This window comes from Chryseobacterium aquifrigidense, assembly GCF_006716485.1.
GTDB lineage: Bacteria > Bacteroidota > Bacteroidia > Flavobacteriales > Weeksellaceae > Chryseobacterium > Chryseobacterium vietnamense.
This window is the reverse complement of record NZ_VFPD01000004.1, coordinates 30827-45512: the sequence shown is the minus strand read 5'-3', so window position 1 is coordinate 45512 and position 14686 is coordinate 30827. Positions and strand designations below refer to the sequence as shown.

Here is a 14686-nt window from a genome sequence, read left to right as displayed (position 1 = left end):
TTTTTTATTTTAAAGTGGCTTTTTCTGCCTCTGTCATGGTTTTAGATTGTGTTGCAAACCTTTTGATATAGCCTTTCAGGGCTGTATTCTGTTTGCTGTAATTATTCAACAGGAAAGCTTTATCATCCTTCAGGCTTCCACGGTATCCCACAATCTTTGGAATATTTTCCTGAACACTCATTCTTATCAGACGAAGTTCTGCATTATTAGGATTACTTTTGATAACCGCTTCAAGACTTGTAGCTCCTGTTTTTACAAGAGATTTTCTATTACTTTTAGCAATTTTTGCCTCCATAATCTTTGCTGCTGCTTTATATCCTACAGTTACTACATCAGAACCGGATTGCTTTTCTGCAGTATCAATAAAGTTTTGAGTATTGCTGTTAGATTCATTGGCTTTAGCATAGCTGTTTCTCAGGGTTTCAAGATCAGACTGAAAGAGAAAAACAAATGCTGCAAAGAATGATAAGATTAGTTTCATGAGGGTAATTTTTTATAGCTTACAGACATTTTCAATGCAATAGTCTCGCCAAAAGAAGTGGTATTCTTTACTTTAACATCTTCTTCATTTTCAGCAATATCAAGATGCAGTATCAGATCAGGGGTTTCAAAAGGATTGATAATCGCCATGAATTTTACATTGGATGCTGTTTTCAGAAACAATTTTGAACCTGTAAATTCTTCAGTGAGCTCCTTAATAATCTGCATCATGCAAACACCGGGAGTTACCGGATTTCCGGGGAAATGTCCTTTGAAAATATCATGGTCCTTATTAAGATGAATATGAGCAGTAAACTTTCCGTCTTCTGTCTTATCGTATGATGTTAAAGTATAAAAGTCTGTAAGAATGGTTTGCATGATCTTATTTTTTAAGATTAAATGTACAATACACTTCGGTTGAAAACAATATTTGTACGTTGTACAGTCTTTCCTGTCGGAAATTACTCTGTTTCGGTTATTTGAAATAGTTTTATATTGATCTTAAAATCTTTGTGCTGTAAGTTTAAGCTATCCGCGAAGATAGGTTTTTTTGCATCAAAAGTAAAATCGATTTTTTCCTTATTATTTTTCGTGTAAATGATCTGTTTCAGTAAACCGTTTTCCTTGTTGAAGAATAAATAATAGCTTTTATTCTCAATTTTGGAAAGAAAGATTTTAGCATTGTCATTCTCAAAACTTTCGCTTACCGGGTATTGTCTTTTCAAAAGCTGCTGGAAGTCGTTTTTCAGGAAGTTGATGACTATTTTTTTATCCAGATCAGGAAGTACATAATTCAGCTTGAAATTATTGTCAGAAACTTCAAAATCAATCAGTTTATTCCCAAAATCTGAAGTTAATGCCACACGATGCGTTGTTTCATTCAGTTTTTTGATGATCAGAATACCACTTATATGGTTTTTATAAATATCCATCTGACATTTGTAAACGTAATCTTCACCGGAGGAGAAGTATAAGTTTTCCACCAGCTTTTCAGAAGAGGAAACAGGTTGTACTTCCGTTAACTTATACGTTTTACAGGAAACAGCCAGGATCAGAATCAGGCTATAAAGTAAACTCTGACGCAGGAATGGAAGCATTGATCTTGGTATTTTTGAAAACAATATTGGTTGTATCTCCGGAAGCTTCAGTCATATTCACCTGTGAAACCGTTGATTGGTTCTTTGGGAAAAACAGCTCAATCTGTTTGATGTATTTCAACAGCTGGGAAGTTTTGGGAATAAACTTTGCCACATTGTAATTTCCGCTCTTAAAATAGGTTACGGTAAACTCGGGATCATTGAACATGGTTCCGTTTGAGCTTCCTACAATCAGCTTATTGATTTTTTCAAATGTTTTACTCTTGGCATCTACAGAAGATTTTTTCCCCTGATCATTGATGAAAATTTTATTACTTTTAAAAACGATGCTGTACTGATATGGTTTGGTGTATTTCCAGCTCAGCATATTGGGTGTCTGCAAAGACATTTTTCCATAGGTAACAATACTTTTATCCAGAAAATCCATTTTTTTGGTCTGGGTAAAATCACTCTGCAACGTTTTAATTTCTTTCGTTTCTGAAGAAACCTTTGATACAAATGCTTTGGCTTCAGCTCCTGACATAGGTGTGCTTTGTGCAAAAAAGAAACCGGAAACCAGTAAGAACACTCCGAAAGCTATATTTTTAATCATTTCTATTTGAATTTATCACTGTATCAACAGTAAAGGTTGTATATTTTTTATCCTTCAAAAATACTAATAAATTGGCCAGCACACGAAACGTCTTTTCCGAGGTATCGTGAAGGAGGATAATACTTCCTTTTTTCAGGCCTTTGGTTACTCTGTTGTATATTTTATTTTCATCGTCAATGATGGTATCCAATGATCTTACATTCCATCCGATACTGTCTTTATTGGTCTTTTTGATTGCTTTTGCAATATTGGGATTTGTCACCCCAAAAGGTGGTCTGTAGAGATTGGTCTTAATATTTCCCACATTTTTCATGATCTTATCACACTTTTCAATCTCCTCAATCATTTTTAAAGTTGATAAAAATCCGGTAGAATTAGAATGTGATAAGGTATGATTACCAATTATATGCCCTTCTGCAATAATTCTCTGAAATGTCTCAGGATATTTTTCAATCTGTTTCCCGATACAGAAAAAGGTTGCCTTTATGTGATGCTCTTTAAGCAGGTCTAAAAACTTTGGTGTAAATTCAGTGGGACCGTCATCAAACGTAAGAGCCACTTCCTTGATTTTAGTACGTTTATGAGTAATGCTGTTAACAAAATATCCCAGTTCAATATCAAATGAACCCCAGACAACCACTGCAGAAAAAGCGAAAAAACAAAACAGATACACCCAAACACTTCCGTGGAACGCATAAATAAAAACGTTGCAGAAAATATAGAACAGGATGAAGGGATAATGTTTCATTGCTGATTGTTTTTTATTGTTAAACTTCTTGAATTTATACCCATTTTGTCATTTTGAGTGTAGCGAAGCGAAATGAAAAATCTGTCATATAAAAAGCAGAGATTCTTCCTTCGTCAGAATGACAGCAGCACTGTTTTTATTACTTCTCTTTAATTAAGCTTTTTCCAGTAATACCAGACTATGATCATCACCCGCCAGATGGTTGTAAAGAAGTACATTCTTTATACTTTCCTTTTTCTCAGCATTGATCATCATTACTTCCGGAATCTGCTGTTCCTTCAGGATATGGCAGGCTATGAAAGTTGAGAAACCACTTGCTGTGTTGAATTCACCACTTAAATGTTTATAGTACAGCTGTGCGGAATCCGGAAAGATATCCATTGCTTCTTTATAGTAAATATCTGAATCGGTATCTCCGCTGAATCCTAAAATAACAGCATCAATATCATGGTTTGAAAGGTTATTACTGACTAAGAAATTCTGGATAAAATCCTTTACTTCATTCAATTCAACCTTATTGCTGATATGGATATTTTTAAGCCTGGCGTAAGACTTTTCGGTCTTATCTTTTCCTACAACGAAAAAACTGGCACCTTCACCCCAGATGACTCCGTTGGTTTTGGAATTCAGATAATCTGCAGGAAGATCTGCTTCTTTTTTTATGGTATTATTTAAGCAGTAAAGCTCCATTGTTCTGTCCGTCTGCTCATCTGTGGAACCTACCAGAACATTTTCTGCTTCTCCGTCATTGATCTGAAGCTGAGCGTCCAGTAATGAAAACTCCAGTGAAGAAGAAGTGTTTACATAGGTAAAGTTGTACGCATGGCATTGTAATCCCAGAGCAATCTGTCCTGCTACCGTATTGTGGGTAGACTGGATAAAAAAGGTAGGAGTAAGAAATTCTTCATGATTGTCAATCACGTTTTTCAGAAACTTTTCAGAATCCTGTGAACAGCCCATTCCTGTTCCTACAATGATAGCGTCAGGTTTTTCAACTCCTGCTTCTTTTAATGCGTGGTGTGATGCGACAGAGCTCATTTTTACCGTTTTGGACATTCTTCTGATCATGGCTGGCGGAATGAACTCTTTGTAATTAGGTTCTATTGCTTTAATAATGTTTGAAGAATTCTCAAAACGAAGGTTCTGAAGAATATTTTCGTTTAAAGTGTCCTGAACAGAGATACAGGATGCACTGTTGATGTATACTGCACTCATGATTTTGAGAAAATTAAGGTGGAACAGTTTCCTCCAAATCCAAATGAGTTGGAAAGTACATGATTGATGTTTTTCTCTTTCAATTCGGTAACAGGAGTAAGGTCGAACTCTTCCATTTTTGTTTTAAAATTCAGGTTTGGGAAGATGACACTGTTTTGCATGGCTAAAACTGAAAATACAGCTTCAATTCCTGCTGCTGCGGCCAGAGTATGTCCTGTAAATGCTTTTGTAGAGCTGAATTCAGGAACTTTGTTTTCCCCGAAGATTCTTATCATTGCAATTCCCTCAGATAAATCATTATTAGGAGTAGCAGTTCCGTGAACGTTGATATAATCTATATTTTCTTTTTCCAGTCCGGAAATTTTCAGGGCTTGCTGCATTGCTAAAAATGCACCCTGTCCGTTGTCTGACGATGCCGTCTGATGGTGTGCATCATTGGCATTCCCATATCCGGAAAGATAGGCAAGAACTTTTTTATTTTCTTTTTTGACCATTTCTTCAGATTCAAGAACTAAGAAAGCCGCAGCTTCCCCAAGATTCAGTCCTTTTCTGTTGTTGTCAAAAGGAGTGTTATAGGAATCTGTAAGAATCATCAGAGTATTGAAACCGTTCAAAGTAAATTTTGAAAGAGAATCTGTTCCCCCGACAATCACACGATCCAAAACTCCGTTTTTAATCAGTTTTGCACCCATCATAATAGCATTGGCTGCCGAAGAACAGGCTGTACTGATGGTAGAAACCATGCCTTTTAGTCCCAGATAACCGGCAATAGCCAGTGAAGAATTTCCGGCATCATGGGCGTCAATATATTTTTGCTTTTCAGGAAAGTCTTCGTAAGAGTAGAAGTACTTTTCAGTGATATCCATTCCGCCTACACTGGTAGAAGAGATCAATCCGGTTCTGTATCCATTGATATCTGAAATTCCTGCACTTTCTACAGCTTCTTTTGCAGCAATCATTCCCAATAAAGAAGTTCTTGTCACATTATTGTCTTCATCAAGCTGAAGTTTCTCTGCAAGTTCTTCGTTGGATAATTTTATTTCACCCGTTTTAATGGCTCCCGTATGACGGGTTTCAAACATTTCTATATCTGAAATTCCATGTTTTCCGGATCGTAGTGAAATAAAATTTTCCTCCACATTGTTTCCGATGGAGGAAATGATGCCCATTCCCGTTATGGCAATTTTTTGACTCATGGTATTAAATCATAAAACAGTGTAGCAATGTGATAATTGATTAGTAATTACCACATTGCTATATAGTTAGATTGTTGTATTTATTTTGTTCTGTTATCCTCGATGAATTTAGCCATCGTATCGATAGACTGGAAAATCTCTTTTCCTTTTTTAGGATCTGCTAACTTTATTCCATAGTCTTTATCCAAAAGAACAATCAATTCCAAAGCGTCGATAGAATCTAATCCTAATCCTCCTCCGAACAATGGATCAGTATCTTTGATTTCTTCTACAGATACGTCTTCAAGATTAAGAACTTCGATAATTTTGTGTTTCAATTCTGTTTTTAAGTTTTCCATAATTAAGTTGGTTTATCAGTGCTTCGGCATATCATAAAGATCATTACATCATTGCACTGTTATATTGTTACATTTTTATAAGGTTAGCAAATATACAAAAGCTTTATAATTTTCCTGATACAATTCTACCCAGCCACACAATACTTTATCAGCCTTCCCGGACAGCAGGATTTGTTCAGAATAATCGTTTAAAAAATTTTCATCAAATTCATCTAAAACAAAAAAAGCATTTTCGGTCTGCATTTTATGCTTAATGCTGATTTCGCCTACACAGATGTTGGGTAGAGTATAGACAAAAACGGCAGGACTCGGATAAAAGTTATCCTGATCGTTGATACTTTCCTGATATTTGAAATCGGTGTCCAGACTGGAAGATCTGTTGGCAAAAACAATAGCTGTTCTGCTGTGATCATCATCTTTCAGAATGGTTTCAGCGGAAAGAAAAGCCAGTTTACTCAAATGATCCATTTTATGAAATTTAGGATAGCTGAGATCTAAACTTTTATAAGCTTCTTTGGCAAATTCCTGAAAGGTTTCGGCAGGGCTTTCAAAAATAAGATTTCCGTCAACGGTTATTTTTGAATGTTCTATGGTGCAGCTGCTTATCTTCTTCATCGCTTTCATTTTAACATTTTTCAAGTACAACTGCTGCATTACATCCTCCAAAACCGGAAGCGGTCTTTAGAATATATTTTATATCTGCAGTTTTGTTTTCTTTAATGATATTCAAAGGCTGGGTTACTCCTGTTTCCTCAAAATTCTTTGAAGGAAGCAAAGTGCTGTGAAGAGCGCTCTCCATAGAAATAATGCTTTCAAGAAGTCCGGATGCACCCAGGCAGTGTCCATAATATCCTTTCATACTGTTGAGCGGAATATGTTGAAGATCCATTCTGTTGAAGGCAATAGCTTCCATTTCATCGTTATATAAAGTAGCTGTTCCGTGGGCAGAAATAAAATCAATCTGTTCAGCAGAAACATTCGCTTCTGTCATGGCACTTTTGATACTGGCATATAAACCGTCACCCGTTCTTGAAGGTCCGGAAATGTGATTGGCATCATTGACAGCAGAGTCTCCCAGAACCTTGAATCTGAATTTCCCGTTTTGTGAGATTCTTCCTTCGTCAGAATGACAGCTGGTTATATAGACTGCAGCCGCGGCTTCACCAATATTGATACCGTCTCTGCTTTTATCATAAGGCTTGCATGGTCCGGATCCTATAGCCTGAAATGAGTTGAATCCTGAAATAACAAATTCAGAAAGCTCATCTCCTGCAATAACGAAAGCATCTTTGTATTTTCCTGCCCGAATCATATTTTTCGCTACAGCAATTGCCATTACTCCTGAAACACAGGCATTGGAAACTACAATTGGTTTTGTTTTGAATCCGAAAAAATCTGCAATTTTTTCTGCTAATTTTGATAAATATACGCCTTGCGGCAGGTCAGACTGGTTTTTTAACAGGCTGATATTTCCTTTTGTTGTAGAAAGGATAAAAGCCGTGTCTTCTGATATAGTATATTTCTCTACAAGAGGCTGTAAACTTAAAAGAAGCATCTTTTCCAGCCTGGTGAAATTATGAATATCATTCTGAGTGTAGTCGAAGAATCTGTTGAATTCTTCATTCAGTTTGTCAGAATCAATCATGGAAGCGTAAAAAGCATCCTGATTGTCGATGATTTTGTGCAAATCAACTCCAGATTTTCCTTCTACAAGAGCATTCCAGTTGGCATCAACATTGAAACCTAACGGAGTTACACAATTGTAGTCTGTGATGTAAATTTCTTTCCTCATGACAATCCCATTTTATCTTTCCAGTTTTGAAAAAATTCCGGATTATACAAACATAAGCTTCCGTTACTATCAAGAAACACCTGAATGGTTTCACCGCTGCATACCAATTGATTTTCCTGATTGAAGATCTCATATCGGTAGATAAGTTTGGCTGAAACAGAATTGATAAAAGTAGTTACAATTTTGAATGTTTCTCCATATTTTAGAGGAAGAAAATGCTCACAGGTACTTTTTACAATTGGTGTTACAAATCCTGCATTCTGAATATCGAGATAAGTTAAACCGTGCTGACGTCCGAAAGCTTCCCTTCCGTCTTCAAAATATACGATATAATGACCATGCCAGACAATTCCCAGCGGATCTGTTTCATTAAAGCGTACTCTTACTTCTTCAGTACAGGTTAATATATTTTCTTTAGACTGCATTTTGTTTTCTTTCATAAAATATGGAAATAGCTACAGTGGCAATATAGAATAAGAAGAGGAAAACCAGTTCTTTGGCAATCCCGCCAATTCCGCTGTTTCTTAAAATAATATCATAATAGGCATTCAATCCCCAGTTCATAGGGGAGAATTTGGCTACGGTCTGCATGAATTCCGGCATTAAAAATACAGGAACCCAGATTCCGCCGATAGCTGCCAAAACAACTACAGAGGTCGCTCCAAAGGGGGCAGACTGCTCCTGTGTATCGGCAATAGTTCCCAATAGAACTCCAAATCCAATTGCGGCCAAGCCTGCAAACAGAGTTACTACTATGAGCTGAAACATTTTTCCGGATACATCAAAAGCCGGAAGATCCATATAAGGAAAAAGATAAATACCTACTGCAACCATCAGTAAAAACTGAATAAGACAGATGATAAGATAGGTAAATGTTTTTCCTAAAATATGTACAAAATAAGGCGTAGGGCTTATTCTTGCTCGTACACTTGTGCCCTGACTTTTTTCCTTTACAAGGTTGATGGATAAAGGAACTACAATAAAGAAGATTGCAAAAAGAGTCCATGCAGGAACGTTATGCTGAACGGAATTCGGCATCACATCCATTTCTCCTTTTTTGGGAGTGATCTCTTTAAAGCTGATCAGGTTTTTATTTTCGTCAAGATTTTCAGTTGTTCCCAGCTGTTCCTGAAATGCCTTGTAAATCTTTTTATTTTCAATCTCAAAAACCATTTTATTCACAGAATTCATCACGGAGTTTTTGAATCCGGCATTGGTAGCGGGATCAAAATACAAATGAATTTCTTTCGCCTTAGGAGCAGCTGTTTTTACTTTTGCTGAATCTCCTTCCAGTCCGAATGAACTTACAATGGTCTGAACTTTAGAATCAATATTGGAATTTAAATCTTTCGTTAAATTATCAGGAATGACGATCGCCATCTGATAATCTCCCGAAAAAACAGCATCCTGAGCGGATTTTTCATTGAAATTGGTCAGCAGCTGAAATGTTTTGCTGTTTTCCAGCTCTGCTTTTATATTTTTTGAAACCTCAGATTTGTCATTATCAATAAAAATAATCGGAATCTTTGATCCTTCAAGGTTTTTAAAGGTAGAATCCTGAATAAGGGTAATAGTGACGATCAAAAGCAAAGGCATCACAAAGATGATGACAATTCCTCCGATATCTCTTTTCAGCAGCAGGATTTCTTTAGTAAAGCTTCTCCACAGTTTATACAACAACATCTCTTAATTCTTTTCCGGTTAATGAAATGAAAACATCTTCAAGGTTTTCAGCGCTGGCTACTCTGTTCACCAATTCTTCAGGAGTTCCTACAGCGTGGATTTTTCCATGATCGATGATGGCAATTTTAGTACAGAACTCTTCCGCTTCTGAAAGGTGATGAGAAGTATAAATAATGCAGGTGCCCTGTTTATTTAAATCTAACAGATAATCAATAATGGCTTTTTTAGACTGAACATCTACTCCTACGGTTGGCTCATCCAGAAAGAGAACTTTAGGATTGTGAAGGGTGCCGGCGATGAGGTTGCAGCGGCGTTTCATTCCTCCTGAAAACTGTCCTACCTGTTTGTTGGCAAATTTTGAAAGACCCATAATTTCCAGGGATTCATCAATAGCTTTTTTAAGCTGGTTATGCTTTAAACCATACAGGCTTCCGAAGAACATCAGGTTTTCTTTGGCTGTAAGCGTTGGATATAAAGCATATTCCTGAGGGACAATTCCGATAATCTGTCTGATTTTGAAACCATCCTTCTGAGGAGATAAACCATTGATGGTAAACTGCCCTGAAGTAGGTTTTATCAGTCCCGAAAGCATGGAAATCAATGTCGTTTTTCCGGCTCCGTTGGGTCCGAGAATTCCGTAGATTTCATTTTGGCTGATGCTCAAAGAAATATCATTTACAGAAAACTCATCAGAATTTTTGTATTTCTTGTATAAGTTTTTGATCTCAATCATATTTTCTGCCATATCAGATCGCTTTTCTCAGTTTTTTATAGAAAGCTTCCTCCAGATCTGCAATGTGCAGCATCGTTTTTGAAAGTTCGTTATAGATATTGCTTTTTGAGTTCCTGTTCTTATACACTCTGGCAATATCCACGGCAAAATCTCTCCAAAGGTCACCAATCGAAGTAATTTCTTTTGATAATTCTTTTAATTCATCATTTTTAAGAATAACAGATGCTTCCTGAAGAAATGCACCATAGATAAATCTGAAGCCTCCACCTCCGGTTCCAATTTCTTCCTGCATTCTGATCAACTGTCCCAAATAATGGTTGGTTACCTTTGTTCCTTTCTTTTCTGCCCATTTAGGGATGCTTTTGGCAACCCATCTCATGGCTTTTACGCCGATAAGCGGTACGGGAGCCAGCATATTTTTACAGGTATCTTTGATCCCTTTTTTGATAGCTTCCTCAAGGTTTACATTTTCCGGAACATAAACAGGGTAGTACATATGTCCTTTCGGAGGAAGTGCTCCTTTGGCATATCTTACTTTTTCCAGTTCGGCTTCGGAAAGAGAGGTTGTATAGTCCATTACCGGATCACTGATCAGAAATTTTCCGTCTTCTTTTCCGTAGACCACAAGGTTGTGGGCGTTGAAGTGGAATTTGTACTCTTCAGGGAAATAGGTAAGGTTGAAAACTCCTACCTGAAGTCCTGTAGGAATATTTTGTTCCAGATTTCTTTCAAGCGCTTTTTGAGCATCTTGAGGATTTGAGAATTTTTCTCTTTTGATTTTAATTCCTAATCTTTTGGCTGCTTTACTGAAAATAGCACCCGGCATCGGACGATAGCTGAAGCCCGGAGCAAAATTCACCTTTAAAAAAGGAAGATAGACAAAAAACAGTCCTGAACCGATCCCGAAGATCATAGGCTCACTTAGTTTAAGTCCTTTGTTAAGCAGTAAATTAGAAGCAACACCGTTTTCGCAATGCGCAGTCTGATGGTGTTCAAAGTTTAATTTCATTTGCTGATTGTATCTTTTCATGGGTTAAAAAAGGATCCGGCATTACACTGCCTGGTCTCATTTATTTCCCGTTGAAGTTCTTTAATTCATCCACTGAAATTCCGAATGCATCGGCATATTTTTTCAGTGCATTTTCGCTTAGTGTTTTGAATACTTTGGGTTTAAAATGTCTTTTTACCCTCCATTGCCACATTCCTACATAAGAAGCAAGAACACCAAGGTCCATTTTATTCAGTTCCATAAAATAGGCAATAGGACTTGCTACATTATTGGCAACATTTTGTTTTGCTTCCTCAATTCTCTCATAAATAAGTTCCATAGATTCATCCAGAGCAGCTTTCTTGGCATCCCAGCCTGTACTGTTTGCTGTCGTGTAATTGTCGTTCTCATCCGTTACATACAGAACTTCAGTCATGTTGGCGGATTTCAGGTTACTTTCGTCTTGAGGCAGGTCTTGTTTTTTCATCTAAATAATGTTTATATTTTTAGATTCCAGATGAAATATGGCTCACCTGTTTTTGATTGTTTTAATCAGGTGGCTAAAATAGTGAAAATACATTATATGTAAATCATATTAAATTTGAGGGAGTTATTGTTGTAAGATAAAGGATATACCTTCAATAAGCCTACCATATTTTAATATATCCTGAATTTTCTTGTCACTGTTTAAAAGGAAGCTTTTAACTAATCATATTGAAAAGAATCTTAAAAGAATCCTAAGGCTTATTATTCTGCTTGTAACAGTTCTCTTGTAACAAGTGTTAAGATAAATAAGACTAATGTCTGGAAATTGGTTTGAAAATAATATTAAATAACTACTATGAAGAAAATCTTTATTTCGGTTTCGCTTTTCTGTATGATAAGCGCAATGGCACAAAAATTTGAGACCCAAAAGCTTACAGATGCTCAAGGGTATACCTATGAAACAGTAAAGAACGATCAGGCTGGTGTACGTATATATACCCTGAAAAATGGTTTGAAGGTGTATCTGGCAAAAAATGATGATGCCCCAAGAATCCAGACTTATATTCCCGTAAGAACTGGATCTAATAATGACCCAAGTGATAATACAGGTTTAGCGCACTACCTGGAACATATGGTTTTCAAAGGAACTTCGCATCTGGGAACCCAGGACTGGGCAAAAGAAAAAGTTTTATTACAGCAGATCTCTGATCTTTATGAGCAGCATAAAGCAGAAAAAGATCCTGAAAAAAAGAAAGAACTTTATAAAAAAATTGACGAAGTTTCCCAGGAAGCCTCCAAATATGCTATCGCTAATGAGTATGATAAAGCGATTTCGTCATTAGGAGCTACAGGAACAAATGCTCATACATCTCTTGATGAAACGGTTTATAAAAACAATATTCCTTCCAATGAACTGGAAAAATGGTTAAGAGTGGAAAAAGAACGTTTTTCAGAACTGGTTTTACGTCTTTTCCATACAGAGCTTGAAGCGGTGTATGAAGAGTACAACAGAGCGCAGGATAATGACAGCCGTCTTGTTTTCTATTCATTGATGCAGGCTCTTTTCCCAAAACATCCGAACGGGCAGCAAACGACAATCGGAACTTCTGAACATTTGAAGAGCCCTTCTATGGAAGCGATCCACAAGTATTTTGATACCTATTATGTGCCTAATAATATGGCTGTAGTATTGGTAGGAGATCTGGATTATGACAAAACTATAAAATTAGTTGATCAATATTTCGGAACGTTCAAATACAAAGAACTTCCGATGAAAAAGATGGTTACAGAAGAACCAATGACCAGCATTGTTACCAGAACTGTAAAAAGTCCTACTACTCCAAGAATGACGATTGCCTGGAGAACAGATTCATATGGAACTCAGGAAGCAAGACTGGCCGATGTAGTCTCTGAAATTTTAAGTAACAGGGGAGATGCAGGGTTAATTGACCTGAATATCAACCAGAAGCAAAAAACGCTTGGAGCAGGAGCGTATGAATCTCCTTACAAAATGTATGGTACATTTGGACTGGTAGTAACTCCCAAAGAAGGGCAAAGTTTTGATGAAGCTAAAAAACTTCTGATGGATCAGCTGGATCTTGTGAAAAAAGGACAGTTCCCGGACTGGATACTTAAAGCTATCGTAAATGATAAAAAAGTTCAGCGCATGAAAAGCTGGGAAACAGCTGATGGATTAGCTACTGAGCTTTATGATTCCTATATCAATGTAAGAACCTGGGAGCAGGAGCTTGATGAGATCAATCAATATGATAAGATCACAAAAGCTGACGTGGTAAAGTTTGCCAACGATTTCTTTAAAGATAATTATGTTGTTATTTATAAGGAAAAAGGAGTGAACGATAAGCTTGTACGTGTACAAAACCCTGGAATTACCCCGATTAAACTGAACAGAGAAGCTCAGTCTCCTTTCCTTAAAGATATTCTGAATACTAAAGTGCCGGAAAGTAAGCCGGAATTTATCGATTTTAAAACAGCTATTCAGACCTCAAAGATCAAAGATAAGACGGTAAGCTTTGTGAAGAACAAGTATAATGAGGTTGCTCAGATCAGTTATGTCTTCCCTTTCGGAACAGATAATGACAAAGAACTTTCTGTTGCAGGAACTCTTTTCGAATATCTTGGAACAGATAAGTATACTCCGGAGCAGCTGAAAGAAGAGTTTTTTAAACTGGGAGTAAGCTATAGCCTGAGAACTTCCAACGATCAGATGATTATCACTTTGAGTGGTCTTGAAAGTAATATGAAAAAAGCTGCAGAGCTGATGAACCACTGGATGACGAATGTTAAAGCTGATAAAGCTATTTATGCCCAAACGGTAAAAACAATTCTGGAATCAAGAGCTTCTGCGAAGAAAGATAAAGTGAGAATTATGGCTGCTCTTTCAAACTATGCTAAATACGGTAAAAATTCAAGAATGACAGACATTGTTTCCAAAGAACGTCTTGAGAGCATTGACGCCGTAGAATTGATGAAGAAAGTGAAAACGCTGAACCAATATCCTTACCAGGTGCTTCTTTACGGACAGGATCAGGCAGGATTGGAAAAAGCGGTGAAGCCATTTATCATCAATACAAGTCTTCAGCCGGCAAAGGCAAAAGAATATGCTGAACCGGCTACTGAAGGGAAGGTATATTTCACAAACTACGACATGGTACAGATGGAAATGTCTAAAGTTGCAAAAGCCAATACTGTAAACCTTAGCAACTTCGGAAAAGCTAATGTTTTCAATGAGTATTTCGGAAGAGGGCTGTCTTCTATTGTTTTCCAGGAAATCAGAGAAAGTAAGTCGTTGGCTTATACAGCCTATGTTTCTTATGGAAATGCTTCAGAACAAGGGAAAGCGAACTATGTGACGAATTATATTGGAACGCAGTCAAACAAGCTTCCTTTAGCGGTAAATGCAATGAATGATCTGATGGTATCTTTACCACAAATTCCAGCACAGTTTGAGAATGCAAGAGGTTCAGCCTTGAAACAGATTGCTTCCAACAGAATCAACAGAACAAATATTTTCTTCAATCAGTTAGCATTGAAAAAATTAGGGGTTGACTATGATATCAGAAAAGATATTTACGCTGAAATCCAGGGATTGACATTGCCACAGCTTACAGGATTCTACAACACTGAAGTAAAACCTGTAAAATACAATACAGCGATCATCGGTAAGAAAGAAAACCTGAATATGGAATCGATCAACAAAATGGGAGAATTCCATGAAGTATCTCTTGAAGAGATCTTTGGATATTAATTCCTTTTGTTTAAAATAATGATAAAAGCGGGACAGAAATGTTCCGCTTTTTTGTTGTTTACAACTGTTT

The 14686-nt window shown here is 36.8% G+C and carries 16 protein-coding genes; 1 reads left to right on the top strand and 15 read right to left on the bottom strand.

Translation table 11 applies throughout. The annotated features are described in order from the left end of the window. Window positions 1–4: 4 nt before the first annotated feature. The 15 genes from FB551_RS21020 to FB551_RS20950 form a co-directional block, all read right to left on the bottom strand. Window positions 5–481: a PE-PPE domain-containing protein gene (locus tag FB551_RS21020; RefSeq protein ID WP_142018821.1), complete on the bottom strand. Its 477-nt coding sequence runs from the start codon at window positions 479–481 to the stop codon at window positions 5–7. Then, window positions 478–858, bottom strand: coding sequence for a 3-hydroxyacyl-ACP dehydratase (locus FB551_RS21015; protein ID WP_082001922.1), 381 nt, complete (start codon window positions 856–858; stop codon window positions 478–480). The genes FB551_RS21020 and FB551_RS21015 overlap by 4 nt, the downstream gene beginning before the upstream one ends. Window positions 859–941: 83 nt before the next feature. Continuing rightward, window positions 942–1577 (bottom strand): hypothetical protein, encoded by a 636-nt coding sequence (locus tag FB551_RS21010; protein ID WP_047428989.1) that lies wholly within the window; start codon window positions 1575–1577, stop codon window positions 942–944. Then, on the bottom strand, window positions 1543–2169 hold the full coding sequence (locus tag FB551_RS21005) for a LolA family protein (protein WP_047428991.1): 627 nt from the start codon (window positions 2167–2169) through the stop codon (window positions 1543–1545). Before FB551_RS21005 ends, FB551_RS21010 begins: the two co-directional genes overlap by 35 nt. Then, on the bottom strand, window positions 2162–2917 hold the full coding sequence (locus FB551_RS21000) for a polysaccharide deacetylase family protein (RefSeq protein WP_142018820.1): 756 nt from the start codon (window positions 2915–2917) through the stop codon (window positions 2162–2164). The genes FB551_RS21005 and FB551_RS21000 overlap by 8 nt, the downstream gene beginning before the upstream one ends. Before the next feature lie 153 nt (window positions 2918–3070). Beyond that, on the bottom strand, window positions 3071–4132 hold the full coding sequence (locus FB551_RS20995) for a beta-ketoacyl synthase N-terminal-like domain-containing protein (protein ID WP_142018819.1): 1062 nt from the start codon (window positions 4130–4132) through the stop codon (window positions 3071–3073). Beyond that, window positions 4129–5328 (bottom strand): beta-ketoacyl-[acyl-carrier-protein] synthase family protein, encoded by a 1200-nt coding sequence (locus FB551_RS20990; RefSeq protein ID WP_047428997.1) that lies wholly within the window; start codon window positions 5326–5328, stop codon window positions 4129–4131. Before FB551_RS20990 ends, FB551_RS20995 begins: the two co-directional genes overlap by 4 nt. A gap of 80 nt (window positions 5329–5408) precedes the next feature. Next, window positions 5409–5666, bottom strand: a complete 258-nt coding sequence (locus FB551_RS20985; protein ID WP_034692439.1) for a phosphopantetheine-binding protein — start codon at window positions 5664–5666, stop codon at window positions 5409–5411. Between the two features lie 75 nt (window positions 5667–5741). After that, the gene (locus FB551_RS20980; protein ID WP_142018818.1) at window positions 5742–6281 is read right to left on the bottom strand and encodes a 3-oxoacyl-ACP synthase; all 540 of its coding nucleotides are present in this window, start codon (window positions 6279–6281) and stop codon (window positions 5742–5744) included. A 10-nt stretch (window positions 6282–6291) separates the two neighbouring features. Next, the gene (locus FB551_RS20975; protein WP_142018817.1) at window positions 6292–7458 is read right to left on the bottom strand and encodes a beta-ketoacyl synthase N-terminal-like domain-containing protein; all 1167 of its coding nucleotides are present in this window, start codon (window positions 7456–7458) and stop codon (window positions 6292–6294) included. Beyond that, window positions 7455–7898: an acyl-CoA thioesterase gene (locus tag FB551_RS20970; protein WP_374709953.1), complete on the bottom strand. Its 444-nt coding sequence runs from the start codon at window positions 7896–7898 to the stop codon at window positions 7455–7457. The genes FB551_RS20975 and FB551_RS20970 overlap by 4 nt, the downstream gene beginning before the upstream one ends. Beyond that, a complete protein-coding gene (locus FB551_RS20965; protein ID WP_142018816.1) occupies window positions 7873–9141 on the bottom strand; it encodes an ABC transporter permease in 1269 nt (422 codons plus the stop codon). The genes FB551_RS20970 and FB551_RS20965 overlap by 26 nt, the downstream gene beginning before the upstream one ends. After that, on the bottom strand, window positions 9128–9886 hold the full coding sequence (locus tag FB551_RS20960) for an ABC transporter ATP-binding protein (RefSeq protein ID WP_047429009.1): 759 nt from the start codon (window positions 9884–9886) through the stop codon (window positions 9128–9130). The genes FB551_RS20965 and FB551_RS20960 overlap by 14 nt, the downstream gene beginning before the upstream one ends. A 1-nt stretch (window position 9887) precedes the next feature. Further along, complete coding sequence (locus tag FB551_RS20955; protein ID WP_047429056.1) at window positions 9888–10883, bottom strand: BtrH N-terminal domain-containing protein; 996 nt, start codon at window positions 10881–10883, stop codon at window positions 9888–9890. 61 nt (window positions 10884–10944) lie between these two features. Beyond that, complete coding sequence (locus FB551_RS20950) at window positions 10945–11349, bottom strand: hypothetical protein (protein WP_142018815.1); 405 nt, start codon at window positions 11347–11349, stop codon at window positions 10945–10947. A gap of 354 nt (window positions 11350–11703) precedes the next feature. Here FB551_RS20950 and FB551_RS20945 point away from each other — a divergent pair, with 354 nt between their 5' ends. Beyond that, window positions 11704–14616 (top strand): M16 family metallopeptidase, encoded by a 2913-nt coding sequence (locus tag FB551_RS20945; protein ID WP_142018814.1) that lies wholly within the window; start codon window positions 11704–11706, stop codon window positions 14614–14616. Window positions 14617–14686 lie beyond the last annotated feature (70 nt).

What these genes read in the sequence shown, in the direction of transcription:
- FB551_RS20965 (WP_142018816.1), bottom strand. Translation starts at nt 9,141, where the DNA reads ATGTTGTTGTATAAACTGTGGAGAAGCTTTACTAAAGAAATCCTGCTG.
- FB551_RS20970 (WP_374709953.1), bottom strand. Translation starts at nt 7,898, where the DNA reads ATGAAAGAAAACAAAATGCAGTCTAAAGAAAATATATTAACCTGTACT.
- FB551_RS20945 (WP_142018814.1), top strand. Translation starts at nt 11,704, where the DNA reads ATGAAGAAAATCTTTATTTCGGTTTCGCTTTTCTGTATGATAAGCGCA.
- FB551_RS21005 (WP_047428991.1), bottom strand. Translation starts at nt 2,169, where the DNA reads ATGATTAAAAATATAGCTTTCGGAGTGTTCTTACTGGTTTCCGGTTTC.
- FB551_RS20960 (WP_047429009.1), bottom strand. Translation starts at nt 9,886, where the DNA reads ATGGCAGAAAATATGATTGAGATCAAAAACTTATACAAGAAATACAAA.
- FB551_RS20990 (WP_047428997.1), bottom strand. Translation starts at nt 5,328, where the DNA reads ATGAGTCAAAAAATTGCCATAACGGGAATGGGCATCATTTCCTCCATC.
- FB551_RS20955 (WP_047429056.1), bottom strand. Translation starts at nt 10,883, where the DNA reads ATGAAATTAAACTTTGAACACCATCAGACTGCGCATTGCGAAAACGGT.
- FB551_RS21020 (WP_142018821.1), bottom strand. Translation starts at nt 481, where the DNA reads ATGAAACTAATCTTATCATTCTTTGCAGCATTTGTTTTTCTCTTTCAG.
- FB551_RS20975 (WP_142018817.1), bottom strand. Translation starts at nt 7,458, where the DNA reads ATGAGGAAAGAAATTTACATCACAGACTACAATTGTGTAACTCCGTTA.
- FB551_RS20980 (WP_142018818.1), bottom strand. Translation starts at nt 6,281, where the DNA reads ATGAAGAAGATAAGCAGCTGCACCATAGAACATTCAAAAATAACCGTT.
- FB551_RS21015 (WP_082001922.1), bottom strand. Translation starts at nt 858, where the DNA reads ATGCAAACCATTCTTACAGACTTTTATACTTTAACATCATACGATAAG.
- FB551_RS21000 (WP_142018820.1), bottom strand. Translation starts at nt 2,917, where the DNA reads ATGAAACATTATCCCTTCATCCTGTTCTATATTTTCTGCAACGTTTTT.
- FB551_RS20995 (WP_142018819.1), bottom strand. Translation starts at nt 4,132, where the DNA reads ATGAGTGCAGTATACATCAACAGTGCATCCTGTATCTCTGTTCAGGAC.
- FB551_RS21010 (WP_047428989.1), bottom strand. Translation starts at nt 1,577, where the DNA reads ATGCTTCCATTCCTGCGTCAGAGTTTACTTTATAGCCTGATTCTGATC.
- FB551_RS20950 (WP_142018815.1), bottom strand. Translation starts at nt 11,349, where the DNA reads ATGAAAAAACAAGACCTGCCTCAAGACGAAAGTAACCTGAAATCCGCC.
- FB551_RS20985 (WP_034692439.1), bottom strand. Translation starts at nt 5,666, where the DNA reads ATGGAAAACTTAAAAACAGAATTGAAACACAAAATTATCGAAGTTCTT.